Below are 17,788 nucleotides of genomic sequence, written 5' to 3' on the forward strand. Positions count from 1 at the left end.
TTCACTCTGCTTCAGTCTTGTGTGCAGGGTGATATTTGTCAATGTACTTGTTGTCAATCCTGGTAAGGTATGATTCAGGCATCTCGGAAAGAATTTCCCATGATACTTCAAGGGTATCTTCGATAGTCCTGTCTTCATCCCTGCCCTGACGGACAAAGCGGTCTTCGAACAGGTCTGCGAATTCCAGAATCTTCTGGTCTTTTTCGGAAAGTGATTCCTTACCGACAATAGCAACAAGACCACGGAGGTCACGACCTTCCGCATATCCTGCATAAAGCTGGTCAGACACTGCTTTGTGATCGTCCCTTGTCTTACCGTCTCCTATACCGGAGTTCATAAGACGGGAAAGTGATGGCAATACATTGATTGGTGGATAGACACCCTTCCTGTGGAGTTCACGGGAAACCACAATCTGTCCTTCGGTAATGTAACCGGAAAGGTCAGGAATTGGGTGAGTGATATCGTCACCAGGCATGGTTAGGATTGAGAACTGAGTAACGGACCCCTTCTTTCCTTTGATAACACCTGCCCTCTCATAGAGGGATGCAAGGTCAGTGTACATATAACCCGGGTAACCACGTCTACCGGGCACTTCTTCACGGGCTGCACCCATCTGACGGAGTGCTTCACAGTAGTTTGTGATATCTGTCAGAATTACGAGTACGTGCATATCGTGTTCGTATGCAAGGTACTCTGCAGCTGTAAGAGCCATCCTTGGAGTGATAATACGTTCGACAGCAGGGTCGTCTGCAAGGTTCAGGAAAACAACAGCCCTTTCAAGAGCGCCGGTTTTCTCAAAGTCTTCCATAAAGTACTGGGCTTCTTCGTTGGTGATACCCATTGCAGCGAATACTACTGCGAAATCTTCATCGGAACCTGGAACTTTTGCCTGCCTTGCAATCTGCAATGCAATTTCGTTGTGTGGCAAACCTGATCCTGAGAAGATCGGAAGTTTCTGACCCCTCACAAGGGTGTTTGTACCGTCAATAGTGGAAATACCTGTCTGGATGAAATCCTCTGGTGGCATCCTTGAGTATGGGTTCATTGATGCACCATTTACATCCACACGCTTCTCAGGCACAACACGTGGGCCACCATCTAGTGGTTCACCGGATCCTGAAAGGATACGTCCAAGCATGTCCTTGGATACAGGCAGTTTAATTGTTTCTCCGCTGAAAACAACACCGGATTCGGAGTTCAGTCCACCGGTTCCTTCGAATACCTGCACGACTACCATGTCTGCAGATGTGTCAAGAACCTGACCACGTTTTGTGCTTCCATCAGGGAGGTTGATCTGTACCAGTTCGTTGTAACCTACAGCTTCTGTTTTCTCAAGGAAAACAAGAGGTCCTGCAATATCTACAATGGTTTTGTACTCTTTGGTCATATTCAGTTGCCTCCAAGCTGTGCAAATTCGTCATCCATCTTTGTCATGACTGCCTCGAGGGCTGCATCAAAGTCTTCTTCGAACTTGACTTTAGCAAGTTCGTCCTTGGATTCCATTTCCATTATTTTCTTCATCTGGATGCCCTGTTCGAGTTTCTCGGTTGCAACGTCTGCGAACTTTGAAACAGCCTTAAGAAGCTGGTATTGTTTCTCGAATGGACAGAATGTGTCAACAGGGTGGAATGCGTTCTGCTGAAGGAAGTATTCCCTGAGCATTCTTGCGATTTCAAGGGTAAGCTGCTGGTCTTCTGGGAGTGCGTCGGAACCGACCAACTGCACGATTTCCTGAAGTTCAGCTTCCTGCTGAAGAACATCCATTGCGTTTTCCCTGAGGTCATTCCAGTCTGCACCTACGTTTTCTGTGAACCAGTCTGCAAGAGTCTGGTTGTACAGGGTGTAACTGTTAAGCCAGTTAATAGCCGGGAAGTGTCTCCTCTGGGAGAGTTTTGCATCCAGTGCCCAGAACACTTTCACAATACGAAGTGTGTTCTGCGTAACAGGTTCGGAGAAGTCACCACCAGGAGGTGATACTGCACCGATAACAGTGATTGAACCTTCAAGTCCTGCAAGGGAATTTACTGCTCCTGCACGTTCATAGAACTCTGCAAGCCTTGCGGAAAGGTATGCAGGATAACCTTCTTCACCAGGCATTTCTTCAAGCCTTGAGGAGATTTCCCTCATTGCTTCTGCCCATCTGGAAGTTGAGTCTGCCATGAGTGATACATCGTATCCCATATCACGGTAGTATTCTGCAATAGTGATACCAGTGTATACAGATGCTTCACGAGCTGCTACTGGCATGTTGGATGTGTTGGCTATCAGAACTGTACGTTCCATGAGTGGTCTTCCGGTCTTTGGATCTTCGAGTTCAGGGAACTCGTTAAGAACATCAGCCATCTCGTTTCCACGTTCGCCGCATCCGATATAAACTACAATGTCAGTGTCACTCCACTTGGCAAGTTGCTGCTGGGTAACTGTCTTTCCTGATCCGAATGGACCCGGGATTGCAGCGGTACCCCCCTTTGCCACAGGGAACATTCCATCGAGGATCCTCTGACCGGTAATGAGTGGCTTGCTTGGAGTCATCTTTTTACCGACGGGTCTTGGTTCCCTTACAGGCCATTTCTGCATCATGGACAGCTCTGTACCGTCGGAGAGTACACAAATAGTTTCGTCAACTGTAAACTTGCCTTCCTTGATTTCATCGACAGTGCCGGATACTTTTGGTGGGACCATAATTTTGTGTTCGATGTTGGTTGTTTCCTGAACAACACCAATTATGTCGCCTCCTTTCACCTGATCTCCAGATTTCACAGTAGGCTTGAAATCCCACTGTTTATCCCTGGAAAGACCGTTTGCTGAGACACCTCTTTCAATGAAGTCTCCCATCTTTTCCTGCAATACCTGCAGAGGTCTCTGGATACCATCATAAATACTTTCTAACAATCCGGGTCCAAGTTCAACGGAGAGGGACATTCCGGTATTTTCGACAGGTTCACCGGGTCTGATTCCGGCTGTGTCTTCATATACCTGAACAATTGCCTTGTCTCCTTCAATCCTGATAACTTCGCCCATCAGCCCTTCGTGACCGACCTTAACCACATCATACATCTTTGGTTTGATTCCGGTAACGGTGACAACAGGACCTGCCACACGATAAATTTCACCATTTACTTCCACAAATCTACACCTACCGCTTGCTTTATCTTATCCCTTATGTTCGAACTCTGGCTTGTTCCGCCAAGAGTAACCAAAGTTGGTTCTACAGACTCACTAAGATTTTCTCTTAGGGTTTCCGGTAGTTTATTAAAATCATCGCTATTCATTACAAGGATGCCCACATCGGAATCATCAATGATTTCATTGACTTTTCCTTCAAGTTCGGAATCATCCTTGATTTCATAAACTTTCTTGATACCTGCCAGCCTGAATCCGGTGACAAATTGGTCTTCTCCTACAACTGCAAGTTCCATTTAGATCACCAACTGATTCCTTATGACTTCTTCACTCAGGTTGGCGGCTTTTCCTCTGACGATCATCCGGAGGTTACTGACTTCAATTCTCTTGTTGAGCATATAATCCATAATGGGGACAATGGATAGTGGATACTCATGTGAAAAACTGGAAGTGGATTTGACACTGTATTTTGTAAGGTTAGTTTCCACGTCAGTAAGCGATTTCATCTCCGGTGACACAATATCAGAAATTGCATCCCAGTATGGGTAACCTTCGATGGCATTGATTAGTTCCTCAAATGGAAGTGGAACCATCTTTTTGATTTCATCAACACTGATCAAAAGTCCACCGTCAAGAAGCACACTTTCAATCTCTTCTTCGTCAATACCCTCTTTCTTCATCCTGAACATTGTCTTTATGTTCTTGATGTCGATTTCAGTCCTGACAAATTTAGAGAACAATTTACGGTCACTGGATTTTGGGACACCAATTGAATGGAACAATGTCTGGTAATACAGCTTATCAAGCTGATTTTCAATTTCCGGAAGATTTGTTCCATCATAATTCTTAAGAATTGGATAATACTCACTGTTGCTGAGTGCTTCAATGATTTCTTCATGAGACTCTTTTTCAGCAAGTTCAGAGAGGAACTTATATTTGAATTGGCCGCCAGAGACAATATTGTCCTTTATTTCATCGATAGATGCGTTGTAGAACTTTCCACGAAGGATGGTCTTAATGCTTCCAATATCATAATTTTTCAGATATTCGGAAATGAGGTTATTAAGGTCACCTTCGGAAATATCTATCAATTTTGAAAATGTGACTGCAAGGTTCCTATTAAGGGCATGCTCAATAAGATCATTGCCATCAAATCTTCTTGCAAGTTCATCGACATCCTGTTTGTACTGGGTTTCTTCAATAAAACGGGTAATTTCATTGAGATCCATGTTAAGGAGTCTTGGATATGTCTCCTTTGGAAGGAGATTGCTTTTCATTGCACGTACACGCGCAGTTACATAAGCGTAGTTAGAGCTACCACTACTTTTTGTAGAGGCAGTCTTTCTTCTGAATTTTTGAAAAAGCCTCATTGTGATATCACCCGAACAGGATGTCAGAGGTTTGCCTTAAGTTCTGCTCGTAAACACGCTTAAGAATTATATCGTATGTGAAATCCAATCTTACAGTTGCTTCTTCGTTCTCGATTATTACTCCGCCAACGCAGTCAATGTTGCCGGCATATTCAAGTGATGAAAGCCTCTTTACCAGTTCTTCTGACTCCTTGTTGGAGTAGATGCGGGTACCACTGGATTCATTTGCTTCTAAAATTGCTTTAAGAAGGTCTTCTTGCTTTGATTCAGGCATGGAAGATATTATTTCAACCGCCTGCTCGTAGACTCTTTCAAGCACATCTTTGCGTGCATTGAGCATTGTCCTTTTAACTTCAAGGTTTGCGCTGGAAACTTCCTGCTTCTTCATACGCTGGATATCACTTTCTGCCTGGGCCATTCGGTCACCCATGATCTTTTTTGCAGACTGGCGTGCAGCTTCCATAATTTCGGATGCTTCAGCTTCAGCTCCTGCATTAGTCTCGGAGACCTTTGCCTCTGCGACATCAATGATATCTTTTATTACCGTTTCGAGTCCCATGCTCTCACATCTAAAAATTAATTTAAGAGCAATCAATGCTCTTAAATTGGACTTATACGAACCAAATCAATACTGCAATTACAAGCCCGAAAATTACGATTGTTTCAGGAATTACAGTCATGATCAATCCTTTACCGAACATCTCTTCTTTTTCGGTCATTGCGCCAACTGCTGCTGCACCAATGTCCTTTTCGGCAATTCCGGATCCGATTCCTGCCAATCCTACAGCAATTCCTGCACCAATTGCTTTCAGTCCTGCTGGGTCCATCATTGTTAATTCTTCTCCTACCATACTCTTATTCCTCCGTGTATTTTCTTATATATCCGAATGGATCGTATTTTCTTCCCCCGCCTTCATAGAATTTAGTAAAGAATTCGACATACTGCAGCCTGAGAGCATGTAATCCGGGGGCGATTATACTCAGGACTGTGTTTACTGCGTGGCCGAATATGAATACTATTATTGCTAAAATTGCTGCGATGCCTCCCTTTGGCCAGATCATCTGCCAGGCAATGAGGTTCACAGTAAATGCAATGTAGATTGATGAAAGTCCTACAGCGATAAGACGGGTGTAGGACAGTGAATTACTCAAGAGACTTGGTAATTCGATAGGTCCTTTGATTCCTTCTCCTTTGACCAGCATAATGAAGCCAATCAGGAAAATAAGTGCTCCAATAATTACTGGGAAGTATCCAAGGAATCCGAGGACAACTGCCAGGATACCAAGCTCGATTACAAGCCAGCTTCCTTTTTCAAGCATAGCATGTTTGAACCCGTGGGCACGGTTAATGTTGATTAACCCAAGGATGTAACCGAAGTTGATATGAGCAACACCAATCAGCGTTGTAAATGCAATCAATGTCATTGCAAGGTGTGTGCGATGAAGTGGATATGTAATCATCTCATTCCCGATTGGGGATGCAAAGAGATTGATTGTTTCAAAACCGGCTATCAAGCCGGGTACTGTTCCATGATCCGTATGCAGACTTGCAAGCGCGAATCCAAAGAACTCGGCATAAAGTATGCCAAAGAACAACGTTGATATCTGACAGATAATAAGAATGTTCATAAGAGTCTTGATTGCTTCAAACCTGACAAATTTCTTGACGGCAAATGCGACTCCTAAAAGAACCAACGCATACCCGATGTCTCCGAGAATCATTCCGTAGAATAATGGGAATGTAAAGAAGATAAGTAAGGTTGGGTCGATTTCTTTGTATTTGGGCCTTGCATAAAGGTCCATGATAAGTTCAAATGGTTTTGTCAATTTTGGATTTTCGTATTCAACAGGTGTTTTGTCTTCATCTTTCTTTTCGGCTTCCTGCTTAGAAACGAATACGCGGCCATTGGTTGCCGCATTGACAATGTTTTCCAGTTTGGAATATTCTTCCTCAGGAACCCACCCGTCAATTACGAATGTGTGTTCAGAAGTTGCCATTCGAAGCGGTGCTTCTGATTTTTGTGATTCAATTGAAAGGAGTTCATCGCTGGCAAGTATGAAATCTGCATATTTTTCTTTCACACTGGAGATAGCCTTTTCAAGGGAACTTATTTCCTTGTTGATGCTATCCTTTTCCTTTTCTGAAGCACTGATAACTTCTGAAGGCTTACCTTCACTGGCAGGTACGCGGATTTCCCTGAAAGCATAATCAGCGAGTATTTCAGCAACTGCACTTTCCTTATCTTTCCTCACGAAAAGTGCTATGATGCTATTCTGTGCATCATATTCAAGTTCAAAATCAGTTGTTTTTGCAGAAATTGCAGATCTGACGTCTTCACGAACGTACCCTGTAAATACTGCGATGTTTTCATAGCCCTTATAATTTTCAAGATTTACCGGAATTGCTGCCAGAGGTTCAAGCTCTTTCTGCAATGATTCCAGTTCTTTCAATTTAGCTTCCAGTTTTGCTTTTTCTTCTGTTTTCGCATTGAGCTCGTTTTCAAGATTTGTAAGCTTGTTGTCAAGGTCTCTCCAAAGGTCTTCAGGATTGCGCTTTGGAATATCCTTTGATTTGATACCAAGGAAGTTTGAAATTGCCCTGAGTTTAACAAGTTTCTTGGAAACATCACCTGCATTCTCAAAAGGTTTTCCGATTTTGAAACTGGAATCAGTTTCATTGAAATCTTCAATGTGGAAAATATTGGAGTCGTGCAAAACCTCTACCGTTTTGTCGAGGACATCCTTATGGCCTACGACAACGGTGCGTGTCATTTGCTTTGCTTTAAGCATAGATTGCCCTCTCAAATTCCTCGACAAGGTTCCCTACAGCTTTGTCTATATTTGCCTCAGCTTTTTTGCTTAGATCTTCTGCATCATTTTTCCCATTCTCAAGAATCTGCTTGTTCTCTTTAATCTGACTTTCATGTGCAGATTTAATTGAATTGGCAGCAGATTCTTCAGCATCTGTTTCTGCCTGTTTGAGAATCTCTTTTGCTTCAGACCGTGCCGCAGCAATCTTTTCCTCCTTGCTTTTCAGGCCTTCCTCTACCATTTTGGCAGCTTTCTGCTCTGCTTCTTTTATTTCGGATAAGATTTTATCTTTGGCCATGTGAATCCTCATTAAATTTGTAATTTGCAATAAGTGGACGATTTCACATCCCCTATAGCAAGCTCACATATAAACTATTCGGTAAGTGCTCTTTTGCTGTTGAAATGTTCACTATTTGTCATGCTCAAAACTGCAAAAAAAAGAAGAAATTATTGAACTCTGAGTGGCAGAATTGCATCTTCGGGAATTGTGTGTATATAGCGCTCCCGGAATGCAGGATCTCTCATCATGCAATATTCAGCATTTGATTTGTATGCGGTGTGTTTTCCCATACGCTTCCAGATATCTTGCAGGCTTTCTTCCTTCACATTCCCAAATGAAAGAGGTGTATATGCGCATGGAATAACTTCTCCTGCAGGGGTTACGTGTAGCCATCTTCTGCCGGCAAAACAACCAAACATGTCCGGTCCCATGAAATAAGGGAAGGCAGTTACCCTTGGTCCGCTTTTAAGGTGATTCTTGTCTTTCTGGAACTTCTCAAGACGTTTGACATCTTGCCTGGTAATAACCTCGTCTTCATGCTCGAGCCATTTGCCAACTGCAACAATTTCATAGATGGACATTTCGTGCATGCCCATGCTTTCTGCCAATCCGTAAAAATCCTCAAGCTGATCAATATTGTCAGGTGAAACAACAACAAACATGTCTGTAAGCATGCCTGCATCAAGTGAATTTTTAATTCCTGCAATTGCATCCTTAAATGCCCCCGTTCTTCCGCGTATGCGATCGTGTTCTGCTTCCTCGGGGTTATCAATGCTGATTCTCATTGCATACATTCCGGCATTCTTGAGACCCTGTGCCCTTTCAGGAGTTAATCCGAAACCTGAAGTAAAACAAGTGTTGATGGTTTTTTGGCTGTTAACCCGTTGTACCATCTCAACAATGTCCTTTCGGACCATTGTTTCCCCGCCATCAAAAGAGATCAGGTATGATCCAAGATCAATAGCTTGCTCGATTGTGTCAACAATCTGGTCTGCAGTAAGTTCTTTGCCGGTGACAAAGCCATCTGCACCACAGTGTATGCAACGATTTGGGCATCGATCAGTAATTGCAATGGAAAACTGGTCTGGAACACGCTTTTTCATGATCGCTGCAATTTCCGCGCTAATCATGCGATTAAAAGCTTCGCCTGGTATGGGTGGAACCCAGGTAGAGAAAATGAGTGTCTCATCATCGAAGTATATTGGTTTTTCTTCTTTGAAAATACGGTTAATCCTTGAAATAATGGGTTTTGCCAGTGTTGAAAGCGCACCTTCTGTGTCAAGCACTACTTTACCGTTTTCAAGTTCTGCATTAACCTTGATCATAGGTTTTTCATAGACTCGCATCTCTTCAAATCTCCTTAGGGAAGCATGCAAAATGTTGCATATTCGGTAATCTGGAATAGTTTTTCTCTTGCAGGAGAATCCGGGAATTTCTCCAGTAAATCGTTTGCTATATTAACCTCTTCATGAACCCGGTCTTCAACTTTCTTTGTTGCATCCTCGGGGTTCATGCTCTGGTTGTAAATTTCCACAAGACCGGTTGAATGCTGGACAGAATGCTTATCTGTGGGTATTTTCCTGTATTCCAGCAGATCATCAAGTATCTGGTAGGCCACGCCAACGCGTTCTCCGTATTCTCGCAGGTAATCTACTTTTTCTTCATCAGCTCCGGCAACGTATGCTCCCATGGCAGTACTGGCTGCAAAAAGGGATGCTGTCTTATTCCGGATGCATCTGAAATATTTCTCTTCATGGCACTCTTTTTCTGAAAAACCCTTGATGTCAATGACCTCTCCGTCAGCCATCCGCATACCCGCTTTCCCGAATTCGGCGACAACCTCTTTTTTATAAGGTGCAAGAAGCTCGATTGATTTGGATATGAGATAGTCCCCGGCCAGCATTGCGACTCCATTGCCATATTTCTCATGGGCAGTTTCCACACCTCTCCGAATTGTTCCCATGTCCAGGAGATCGTCATGTATAAGGGATGCGGAATGGATGAGTTCTATAGCAAGTGCTGCGTCAAGGCTCTCTTCAATTTTTGCACCACAAACTTCGGTTGAGAGCATCAGCATTATAGGGCGTATTTTTTTCCCGCCGGAATTACAGATGTGGGATACTGCACCCTTAAGGTGTATCCCATCTTCAATTCCATCAGTAAACCGGGTAATTGCCTGGTTTATCTGGCGGAACTCCTCCCATGATTCAATATCCATCCTGACCTCTCGATTTTATTATGATTCTGAGTATTTGGAGGGACAACCCATTACAACCTGATTTGCATAAATTGTTCCGTCTTCATCCAGTCTGCCACTGAGGCTGATACTTTTCCCCTCTTCAAGATTTGGAGGTAGGTCTCCGGTATATTCAACATTGATAATTTGCGAAGAATTTTCTGTATCCTGTAGCTGGAATGAGATTTTTCCGGGTTCAAGTACCAAACTATTGTTGCTGATAGTTCCCATTGTATTGATATTTTTCCCGGTGTATTCTTCTTGTTCCTCGAGGATCTGGGTAACCGTATAATACTGCTGCCCGGCATCTATTCCCCATAGTCCGATTACGGCAAAAACGGCGACTGCCAAAAGAGCAATTGCGGTCTTTTGCTGTCGTTTTGTGAGATTCATTTTAGTGTCAGCCTTTCCATTTCATTACGTAATTGTGAACGCTTCCGAACTAGGGAGATAATATAAGAAAGTATTGTCGCCCAAACAATTAAAAAAGCTATGTATAGTGCATCCATTCGTACGTACCTTTAGATCTTTCCTAGAACAAGTGACTACGGACATATTTATATCTGATGCTTAATAGTGTTCCATCAGAAACAATACTCTCAAATCCAAAAGAGGCATCAAGCGTCATGACATCATCTGTAAAACCTCCAAGACTCATTGCATGGGAACTGACTTCAGGGTGCAATCTTTCCTGCTTGCATTGCAGAGGCTCTTCAACAGAATGTGCTGCAGAGAATGAATTATCCACTGAAGAAGCCCTGAACTTCATTGATGAAGTAGCATCAATGGGTTCTCCGATTTTGATACTTAGTGGTGGTGAACCGCTTGTCAGGGCCGATGTCTACGATCTTGCAAAATATGGAACTGAAAAGGGGTTGAGGGTGGTACTTGCCACCAATGGGACCCTGGTTGACAGGGAAGTAGCAAGAAAGATGAAAGATTCCGGAATTAAGAGAGTCAGTATTAGCATTGATGGTTCAACCGCTGAGACTCATGACGGCTTCCGCGGAGTTCCCGGAGCATTTGATAAAGCAATGGGAGGTATTGAGGCTCTTAAGGCAGAAGGGCTGGGATTTCAGATAAATACCACAATCACAAAACGTAATCTCACTCAGATTCCTGGTATTCTGGAACTTGCACAGAAAATCGGTGCAGAAGCCCTGCACATATTCCTGCTTGTACCAACAGGTAGGGGTGAATCCCTTGTGGATGAGGAGATTCCTCCGGTTGAGTATGAAAAAGTTCTCCGCTGGTTCTATGACCAGCGCAAAACTGCCGGGCTGGAACTAAAGGCGACGTGTGCTCCACACTATTTCCGTATTATGAGGCAGCGTGCTTCACAGGAAGGTCTTGAAGTAAATGTCGAAAATTTCGGTTATGAAGCACTAAGCCGGGGATGCCTTGGTGGAATTAGCTTCTGTTTTGTTTCCAGCACCGGGGATGTGCAACCTTGCGGATATCTCCCGACACTTGCAGGAAACATCCGTGAGGAAGGTTTCCGGAAAATATGGGAAGAATCCGAGCTGTTTAATTCCCTGAGGGATTACGAGCTACTAAAAGGCAAGTGTGGAAAATGCAGCTATCGGAATGTTTGCGGTGGTTGCCGTGCCCGTGCTTATGCTGCTACGGGTGATTACCTTGCCGAGGAACCCTATTGTATCTATATACCCCATTGAAATCGGTATCATTTTAATTCATATCCAGGGACTTTTCTATTATCTCATGGCGTTCTCTTTAACATTTTAAGCGTTTTCATCAGGTTTACAGTATACTTTTCTAAACCATACCTTTTTAATTCATAACTGCATCACTAAGTCTGTCTTTCCTTGTATAGTGATAGCAGTAGGCATTTATCATGATTGAACTTGACGAGACGGACAAAAAAATACTCAATGAAATCCAGATGGGTTTCCCTCTTGATGTTCATCCATACAGGATATTGAGCCAAAGGCTTTCTATTTCTGAATCCGAGTTGCTTGACAGGCTTAAGAGGCTTAATGAAGAAGGCGCCGTCAGGCGCATTGGTCCGGTTATCAATACACGCAAAGTTGGAGGCTCCAGCACTCTGGTTGCTATGAATGTACCCGAAGAACGTGTTGATGAAGTCGCTTCTATTGTTAACAGCTATCCTGAAGTTTCTCACAATTACCTGAGGCCGGCAGAGTACAATCTCTGGTTTACTGTTTCTGCTAAGGATAAGGAAACCCTGGCCGGTATTCTTGCAGATATTCACAGCAAAACAAATCTTCCAATGCTCGATTTGCCCACAAAACGTCTTTTTAAAATCGGGGTGAAATTCAATGTCAGATAATATTGATGAGCTTTCATATATGATCCTCAAGCTAACCCAGGAAGGAATTCCGTTTTCTTCCTCTCCCTTTGCAGACATAGCAGAAGAGCTTGGGATTTCCGAGCAGGAAGTCGTGGATAGGCTGGAATTAATGCAAAAGGAGGGTTTTATCCGTCGCTTTGGTGCATCCATTGCACACCGGCAGATAGGAATTAATGCCAATGCCATGTGTGTCTGGAATGTTCCCGATGAAAGTGTTGAAAAGGTGGGTGAAATCATGGCTTCTTTCCCTGAAGTCACACATTGCTATGAAAGGCCCAGATATCCCAACTGGCCATATAATATGTTTACAATGGTACATTCATATAGCAGGGATGAATGTATTGAAGTAGCGACAAAAATCTCTGAAGCTGTTGGTATTGATGATTATTCCCTGCTTTTCAGCGAACGTGAGTTCAAGAAGACTGGTGTAAGGCTATAAGTCTGGTGATATGGATGCCTGAAAGGAACTATCTTCCACTTTTCATAGATATGTCTTCGAAAAAAGTGTTAATCTTTGGCGGAGGCAAGGTCGGGGAAAGAAAAGCTCTTTTGTTCAAGGATTTTGCTCCTGTTACTGTTATTAGTGCATCTTTTACAGAAAACCTGAACAAGTGTTCTGATGAGATTGATCTAATTGAATCAGACATTTCGGATCTCACAATAAGCCAGATAGAGGACTTTGTCAAAGATTCATTTATTGTTATCACTGCAACAAACAATCCTGAGCTCAATGAAAAAATCGGAGAAATAGCAGAACGCTCAGGTGCGCTGGTAAATTCTGTTAACCTTGCAGGGGATCTGATTATTCCTTCCGTAATCAGGCAGGATCCGGTTTTATTGGGAATCTCCACTATGGGCAATAGCCCTGCTCTGTCAAAATTCATTCGTCTTGAACTTGAAAAGGTAATTACACCCGCCTACGGTCAAATGGCAAAACTGCAGGATGAATGCCGTGATATTCTCAAAGAAAGAATCAGCGAGGAATCAGGGCGAAAAACTATTCTCTGGGAAATCCTTGAAAACAGGGAAATATGGGATGCATTTGCTGTTTCCTATGAAAAAGCGTATAATATAGCATATAATATAATGTTGGAGCACTTTGAAGACAACTAAAGTGCCTTTCACCTCAAAGGAGGAAACCCTTGACAGAAATCTCAAGTCTGGTCATAAGCCACTCAAAAGCAACTGTTGAAGAAATGGAAGATGCATGGGAAGGAGAGCTGGAAGAGCTGCTCACTAAATTGTATGCCCATGACCTTGTCCATGAGTGCGCTGTGCTCAAAACCTGCAATCGTGTGGAGATATATGTAGTGTCTCCAAAGGGTAGCAGTGTCCTTTTCCATTTCGCAAAGGAGATGGGTGTTTCCTCGAAAATAGTTGACTTCTACGATCATGATGAATCTCTCAGGCATTTGTTGAGACTCGCCTGTGGTCTCGAATCCATGATAATAGGAGAGGACCAAATCCTCGGTCAGCTCAAGGATATGTTTGTAGCTACAAAGGATGCCGGAACAATCGGTAAAGTGCTTGAGACGGCTTTCAGCAAAGCAATTCAGGTAGGCAAACGCGCCCGCACAGAGACAAAGATCAATAGGGGTGCAGTTTCAATTGCTTCTGCTGCCGTGGATCTTGCCGAAGAGATCCTCAATGGCCTCGAAGGTCGCAATATTCTTGTAATTGGTACAGGTGAGATGGGTACACTTGTAACCCGTGCCCTTGCCCACAAGGATATGAATGTGGTTTACCTTGCAAACCGAACCTATGAAAAGGCAACAGATCTTGCCGGTGAAATGGGTGGGGAAGCCGTCCATTTTGAGCAACTTCACGATTATGTACGACAGTCTGATGTAATTATCAGTGCAACTTCTGCTCCACACTATGTATTAAAGAAGGGTATTGTTGAGGAGGCAATGGAGGAGCGTTCGGAAGATCTGCTTCTCATCGATATTGCCAGTCCAAGGGATATAGATCCTGATGTGGAAAACGTGACAGGTGCCATTCTTCGTAATATTGACAGCCTGCGTGTAATCAATGAACGCAATCTCCAGATGCGACTTGAGGAAGCCAAGAAAGTTGAAGTTATTATTGATGAAGAATATGGACTTTTGCTTTCAAAATACAAACAACAGAAAGCAGATGCCCTGATTTCAGATCTTTACAGCCAGGTTTATGACCTGAGAAAGAAAGAGCTTGACAAGGCAATAAACCGTCTTGGTGCTTATCATACACTGGGTGAGATTGAGCTCAGCGTACTTGACGATCTCACACGAGCCATTGCAAATAAACTGCTTGCTGGGCCCACCAAATCCCTCCGCCATGCAGCTGAATTTGATGATGAGGAATTCCTTGATTCAGTGTCACAGTTGTTTGATATCAGACCATATCAGGGAAATGATGAAAAGGATAAATGCCAGTAATAGGAGTGATGATGCATGTTTCCCAATATTCGAATGAGAAGATTAAGATCCGGTAAAATCCGCAATCTTGTGCGTGAAACAAACCTGTCAGTTGATGATCTTATTTATCCAATTTTCGTGGACGAAACAACCGATTCCGCTATGGAAGTTCCTTCCATGGAAGGTGTTATGCGTCTCCCGCTTTCAGAAGTGGCGGATGAGGCGAAAAGAATTGCAGATCTCGGGATAAACGGGGTGATTATCTTTGGTATTCCTTCCGAGAAAGATGAAATAGGAAGCTGTGCCTATGGTGATGAGGATATTGTGCAGCAGGCAACCCGGGAAATCAAGGAAGATTTGGGCGATGACTTGCTGGTGATTACCGATGTTTGCATGTGTGAATACACATCCCACGGCCACTGCGGAATAATTGATCCTAAATCCAAGGATGTAATTAATGATGAAACATTGCCTATACTGGGCCAGATTGCAGTGAGTCATGTAAGGGCTGGTGCGGATATGGTTGCTCCTTCAGGGATGATGGACGGAATGATTGGTGCAATTCGCAATTCCCTTGACGAGGAAAATTTTGAAAATGTTCCGATAATGTCCTACGCAGCAAAATATAGCTCATCCTTCTACGGTCCTTTCAGGGATGCAGCGGACTCATGTTACAGCTTCGGGGATCGCTCTACTTACCAGATGGATCCAGCTAACTCCGATGAAGCACTTCGTGAAGTTGAACTGGATATAATGGAAGGTGCTGACATTGTTATGGTCAAGCCGGCACTGCCCTATCTTGATATTATCCGCAGGATAAAGGATGAATTCGGAATGCCTACAGCTGCCTACAATGTCAGTGGTGAGTATGCCATGATAAAAGCAGCTGCAGCCAACGGATGGCTGGATGGGGACAGGGCAATGTACGAATCCCTGCTTTCAATTAAGCGTGCAGGTGCAGATATGATTCTCACTTATTTTGCAAAAGAACTTGCAACTATGTTACAGAAATAATGGTGATTTAATTATGGTTGATCTTTCAAAATCAAAAGAAATGTTTGAAACCGCTAGGAAGTACCTTCCCGGGGGTGTGAGCAGTCCTGTGCGTGCTATCAAACCTTATCCGTTTTACACAAAAGAAGCTTCTGGCAGTCACATCACGGATGTTGACGGGAACAGCTACATTGATTACTGTCTCGCATACGGGCCCGCAATGCTCGGGCATGCAAACCCGGTATTAAGGGAAGCCATCGAAAAACAGCTTGATAAGGGGTGGATTTACGGGACACCGACAGAGATTGAGTTCAGTCTTGCGGAGAGAATTGCATCAATCTATCCGAGTATTGATATGTTGCGTCTGGTTTCCACAGGAACCGAAGCAACAATGAGTGCTATTCGTGCTGCCCGTGGTTTTACCGGGAAAAACAAGTTTATCAAGATTGAAGGTGGATTCCATGGCGCTCATGATGCTGTTCTTGTAAAGGCCGGTTCAGGTGCGTCAACCCATGGAAAACCAGATTCCCTTGGAATCCCGGAAGATTTCACCAAGCACACTCTCCAGACTCCTTTCAATGACATTGAGGCAATGGCAGATTTAATCACCTCCAGTGATGACATTGCTGCTGTTATTCTTGAACCTGTAATGGGTAATATAGGCCCTGTGCTTCCAGAAGAAGGATATTTGCAGGAAGTACGCAAGCTTACAGAAGAGAATGATGTTTTACTTATTTTCGATGAAGTGATAACAGGTTTCAGGCTTGCAATGGGTGGCGCGCAGGAGTACTATGGTGTGACTCCTGATCTAACCACACTTGGAAAGATCATCGGCGGCGGTCTACCTATCGGAGTATTCGGAGGAAAGCGGGAAATCATCGAAATGATTTCACCCTCAGGCTCCGTTTATCAGGCTGGAACCTTCAGCGGTCATCCTCTTTCAGTTGCTGCTGGTCATGCAACACTTGATCTAATGAAGGAAGAAAACGTGCATTCAAAACTCAATGCTACTGGTGATATGGTGAGGTCACGCCTGTCAGAGATTGTAGCTGATAAAAAACTCGATTATACTGTTTCAGGTGTTTCTTCAATGTTCAAGATATTCTTCGGTGACAAACCATTAAACTATCAGGATGTTTTGAAGTGCGATAAGGAAGGCTATTTCCAGTTCTTCCACAAGATGCTGGATGCAGGCGTATTCCTTCCTCCATCACAGTTTGAAACAAACTTCCTGTCAACCGCACATACTGAAGAAGATCTGGAAAACACATTTGAAGCTTATGAACAGTGCCTCCAATAAGACGGTGAATTAATTTGATTCTTGGAACAAGGGGAAGCGGGCTTGCTCTCGCGCAGGCGGACAGAGTTGAAGCATTGCTCAAGGAATTTACTACGAATATCCAGAGAGAAATTATCAAAAGCACAGGCGATACATTTACTGACCGGCCTCTTCACGAAGTAGGCGGTGTAGGTGTTTTTGTCCGTGAACTTGATGACCGTATGTTTGCAGGTGAAGTCGATATCGCAGTACATTCCATGAAAGATCTCCCTACCCAGCGTCCGGAAGGACTGGCATTGGCAGCAGTGCTTAAACGTGATTCTCCTTATGATGTGCTTCTTACAAAGGACGGATTGAAAATAGATGAGCTTCCAGAGGCCTCTGTAATAGGAACCACTTCCATGCGCCGCAGGGCACAATTGCTACGCTATCGTCCTGATCTGGAGATCAAGGATCTCAGGGGCAACATTCACACAAGAATCAGGAAACTCAATGAAGGCCAATATGACGGCATCTTGCTTGCAAAAGCAGGTCTGGAACGTATGGGCTGGGATATGAATGCCCAACCTCTGGACCCGGAAGACTTTTGTCCTTCAGCCAATCAGGGAACCATTGCTGTGGTGACCAGAGTGGGAGAGGAAGCCGAAGAACTTTGTAGCAAAATAGATCATGCGGAGTCCAGATTGGCTACTGAAGTAGAACGTCTTATCATTCGGGATGTAGAGGGTGGCTGTATTGTTCCAATTGGTTCTTTTGCTAAAGTTATTAAAAACGGCAAAAAGATCCACATTCGCGCGGAAGTCCTCTCGTTAGATGGGGATCGTGCAATTCGTATTGATGAGAAAATACCGGTTGACGGTTACAGGGAACATGCACTTGAACTCGGGAAAAACCTTGCCGATCTTGGTGGCAGGGATCTTGTGTATGAAGCTGTGGAACGTCTGGGTATTTCCAAAGTGGGATGAGCA

General features: G+C 43.7%; 20 protein-coding genes. 8 read left to right on the forward strand and 12 right to left on the reverse strand.

The genetic code is table 11. From position 1 onward, the window contains the following. Position 1 precedes the first annotated feature (1 nt). The 12 genes from J2755_RS09740 to J2755_RS11605 all read right to left on the reverse strand — a co-directional run bounded on the left by J2755_RS09740 (position 2) and on the right by J2755_RS11605 (position 10,329). A complete protein-coding gene (locus J2755_RS09740; RefSeq protein WP_209682753.1) occupies positions 2 to 1,387 on the reverse strand; it encodes an ATP synthase subunit B in 1,386 nt (461 codons plus the stop codon). Positions 1,388 to 1,389: 2 nt separating this feature from the next. Then, a complete protein-coding gene (locus tag J2755_RS09745) occupies positions 1,390 to 3,126 on the reverse strand; it encodes an ATP synthase subunit A (protein ID WP_209682756.1) in 1,737 nt (578 codons plus the stop codon). Further along, complete coding sequence (locus J2755_RS09750) at positions 3,117 to 3,419, reverse strand: V-type ATP synthase subunit F (RefSeq protein WP_209682759.1); 303 nt, start codon at positions 3,417 to 3,419, stop codon at positions 3,117 to 3,119. The genes J2755_RS09745 and J2755_RS09750 overlap by 10 nt, the downstream gene beginning before the upstream one ends. Then, the gene (locus J2755_RS09755; protein WP_209682762.1) at positions 3,420 to 4,493 is read right to left on the reverse strand and encodes a V-type ATP synthase subunit C; all 1,074 of its coding nucleotides are present in this window, start codon (positions 4,491 to 4,493) and stop codon (positions 3,420 to 3,422) included. Positions 4,494 to 4,500: 7 nt separating this feature from the next. Beyond that, complete coding sequence (locus J2755_RS09760) at positions 4,501 to 5,052, reverse strand: V-type ATP synthase subunit E (protein WP_209682766.1); 552 nt, start codon at positions 5,050 to 5,052, stop codon at positions 4,501 to 4,503. Between the two features lie 52 nt (positions 5,053 to 5,104). Further along, on the reverse strand, positions 5,105 to 5,344 hold the full coding sequence (locus J2755_RS09765; protein ID WP_209682770.1) for a V-type ATP synthase subunit K: 240 nt from the start codon (positions 5,342 to 5,344) through the stop codon (positions 5,105 to 5,107). A gap of 4 nt (positions 5,345 to 5,348) precedes the next feature. Continuing rightward, entirely contained in the window at positions 5,349 to 7,283 is a 1,935-nt protein-coding gene (locus tag J2755_RS09770; protein ID WP_209682774.1) for a V-type ATP synthase subunit I, read from the reverse strand. After that, the gene (gene ahaH / locus J2755_RS09775; protein ID WP_209682777.1) at positions 7,276 to 7,602 is read right to left on the reverse strand and encodes an ATP synthase archaeal subunit H; all 327 of its coding nucleotides are present in this window, start codon (positions 7,600 to 7,602) and stop codon (positions 7,276 to 7,278) included. Before ahaH ends, J2755_RS09770 begins: the two co-directional genes overlap by 8 nt. Positions 7,603 to 7,751: 149 nt before the next feature. Further along, complete coding sequence (locus J2755_RS09780; protein WP_209682779.1) at positions 7,752 to 8,930, reverse strand: radical SAM protein; 1,179 nt, start codon at positions 8,928 to 8,930, stop codon at positions 7,752 to 7,754. A gap of 14 nt (positions 8,931 to 8,944) precedes the next feature. Continuing rightward, positions 8,945 to 9,802: a polyprenyl synthetase family protein gene (locus J2755_RS09785; protein WP_209682782.1), complete on the reverse strand. Its 858-nt coding sequence runs from the start codon at positions 9,800 to 9,802 to the stop codon at positions 8,945 to 8,947. Positions 9,803 to 9,820: 18 nt separating this feature from the next. Continuing rightward, on the reverse strand, positions 9,821 to 10,213 hold the full coding sequence (locus J2755_RS09790; RefSeq protein ID WP_209682787.1) for a cytochrome c maturation protein CcmE domain-containing protein: 393 nt from the start codon (positions 10,211 to 10,213) through the stop codon (positions 9,821 to 9,823). Continuing rightward, entirely contained in the window at positions 10,210 to 10,329 is a 120-nt protein-coding gene (locus J2755_RS11605) for a CcmD family protein (RefSeq protein ID WP_209682791.1), read from the reverse strand. The genes J2755_RS09790 and J2755_RS11605 overlap by 4 nt, the downstream gene beginning before the upstream one ends. A 117-nt stretch (positions 10,330 to 10,446) precedes the next feature. Here J2755_RS11605 and ahbD point away from each other — a divergent pair, with 117 nt between their 5' ends. The 8 genes from ahbD (at position 10,447) to hemC (ending at position 17,785) form a co-directional block, all read left to right on the forward strand. Next, positions 10,447 to 11,496 (forward strand): heme b synthase, encoded by a 1,050-nt coding sequence (gene ahbD / locus J2755_RS09800; protein ID WP_209683389.1) that lies wholly within the window; start codon positions 10,447 to 10,449, stop codon positions 11,494 to 11,496. 179 nt (positions 11,497 to 11,675) lie between these two features. After that, complete coding sequence (gene ahbA / locus J2755_RS09805; protein WP_209682795.1) at positions 11,676 to 12,131, forward strand: siroheme decarboxylase subunit alpha; 456 nt, start codon at positions 11,676 to 11,678, stop codon at positions 12,129 to 12,131. Next, positions 12,121 to 12,591, forward strand: coding sequence for a siroheme decarboxylase subunit beta (gene ahbB / locus J2755_RS09810; RefSeq protein WP_209682799.1), 471 nt, complete (start codon positions 12,121 to 12,123; stop codon positions 12,589 to 12,591). The genes ahbA and ahbB overlap by 11 nt, the downstream gene beginning before the upstream one ends. Before the next feature lie 14 nt (positions 12,592 to 12,605). Then, positions 12,606 to 13,265: a precorrin-2 dehydrogenase/sirohydrochlorin ferrochelatase family protein gene (locus J2755_RS09815; RefSeq protein WP_209682802.1), complete on the forward strand. Its 660-nt coding sequence runs from the start codon at positions 12,606 to 12,608 to the stop codon at positions 13,263 to 13,265. A gap of 29 nt (positions 13,266 to 13,294) precedes the next feature. Next, complete coding sequence (gene hemA, locus J2755_RS09820) at positions 13,295 to 14,569, forward strand: glutamyl-tRNA reductase (RefSeq protein ID WP_209682804.1); 1,275 nt, start codon at positions 13,295 to 13,297, stop codon at positions 14,567 to 14,569. Between the two features lie 15 nt (positions 14,570 to 14,584). Further along, positions 14,585 to 15,562: a porphobilinogen synthase gene (gene hemB, locus J2755_RS09825; protein ID WP_209682806.1), complete on the forward strand. Its 978-nt coding sequence runs from the start codon at positions 14,585 to 14,587 to the stop codon at positions 15,560 to 15,562. A gap of 13 nt (positions 15,563 to 15,575) precedes the next feature. Continuing rightward, positions 15,576 to 16,841, forward strand: a complete 1,266-nt coding sequence (hemL, locus tag J2755_RS09830) for a glutamate-1-semialdehyde 2,1-aminomutase (RefSeq protein ID WP_209682809.1) — start codon at positions 15,576 to 15,578, stop codon at positions 16,839 to 16,841. 14 nt (positions 16,842 to 16,855) lie between these two features. Continuing rightward, complete coding sequence (gene hemC / locus J2755_RS09835) at positions 16,856 to 17,785, forward strand: hydroxymethylbilane synthase (protein ID WP_209682812.1); 930 nt, start codon at positions 16,856 to 16,858, stop codon at positions 17,783 to 17,785. Positions 17,786 to 17,788: the final 3 nt, after the last annotated feature.

It is taken from the genome of Methanohalophilus levihalophilus, from assembly GCF_017874375.1.
GTDB classification, from domain to species: domain Archaea; phylum Halobacteriota; class Methanosarcinia; order Methanosarcinales; family Methanosarcinaceae; genus Methanohalophilus; species Methanohalophilus levihalophilus.

Bases quoted from the DNA above. Each gene is read 5' to 3' on its own strand.
- ahbD (WP_209683389.1), top strand. From the start codon at position 10,447: ATGACATCATCTGTAAAACCTCCAAGACTCATTGCATGGGAACTGACT.
- J2755_RS09785 (WP_209682782.1), bottom strand. From the start codon at position 9,802: ATGGATATTGAATCATGGGAGGAGTTCCGCCAGATAAACCAGGCAATT.
- J2755_RS09760 (WP_209682766.1), bottom strand. From the start codon at position 5,052: ATGGGACTCGAAACGGTAATAAAAGATATCATTGATGTCGCAGAGGCA.
- hemL (WP_209682809.1), top strand. From the start codon at position 15,576: ATGGTTGATCTTTCAAAATCAAAAGAAATGTTTGAAACCGCTAGGAAG.
- J2755_RS09790 (WP_209682787.1), bottom strand. From the start codon at position 10,213: ATGAATCTCACAAAACGACAGCAAAAGACCGCAATTGCTCTTTTGGCA.
- J2755_RS09755 (WP_209682762.1), bottom strand. From the start codon at position 4,493: ATGAGGCTTTTTCAAAAATTCAGAAGAAAGACTGCCTCTACAAAAAGT.
- J2755_RS09740 (WP_209682753.1), bottom strand. From the start codon at position 1,387: ATGACCAAAGAGTACAAAACCATTGTAGATATTGCAGGACCTCTTGTT.
- J2755_RS09750 (WP_209682759.1), bottom strand. From the start codon at position 3,419: ATGGAACTTGCAGTTGTAGGAGAAGACCAATTTGTCACCGGATTCAGG.
- J2755_RS09765 (WP_209682770.1), bottom strand. From the start codon at position 5,344: ATGGTAGGAGAAGAATTAACAATGATGGACCCAGCAGGACTGAAAGCA.
- hemB (WP_209682806.1), top strand. From the start codon at position 14,585: ATGTTTCCCAATATTCGAATGAGAAGATTAAGATCCGGTAAAATCCGC.
- J2755_RS11605 (WP_209682791.1), bottom strand. From the start codon at position 10,329: ATGGATGCACTATACATAGCTTTTTTAATTGTTTGGGCGACAATACTT.
- ahbA (WP_209682795.1), top strand. From the start codon at position 11,676: ATGATTGAACTTGACGAGACGGACAAAAAAATACTCAATGAAATCCAG.
- ahbB (WP_209682799.1), top strand. From the start codon at position 12,121: ATGTCAGATAATATTGATGAGCTTTCATATATGATCCTCAAGCTAACC.
- J2755_RS09780 (WP_209682779.1), bottom strand. From the start codon at position 8,930: ATGCGAGTCTATGAAAAACCTATGATCAAGGTTAATGCAGAACTTGAA.
- J2755_RS09770 (WP_209682774.1), bottom strand. From the start codon at position 7,283: ATGCTTAAAGCAAAGCAAATGACACGCACCGTTGTCGTAGGCCATAAG.
- J2755_RS09815 (WP_209682802.1), top strand. From the start codon at position 12,606: ATGCCTGAAAGGAACTATCTTCCACTTTTCATAGATATGTCTTCGAAA.
- ahaH (WP_209682777.1), bottom strand. From the start codon at position 7,602: ATGGCCAAAGATAAAATCTTATCCGAAATAAAAGAAGCAGAGCAGAAA.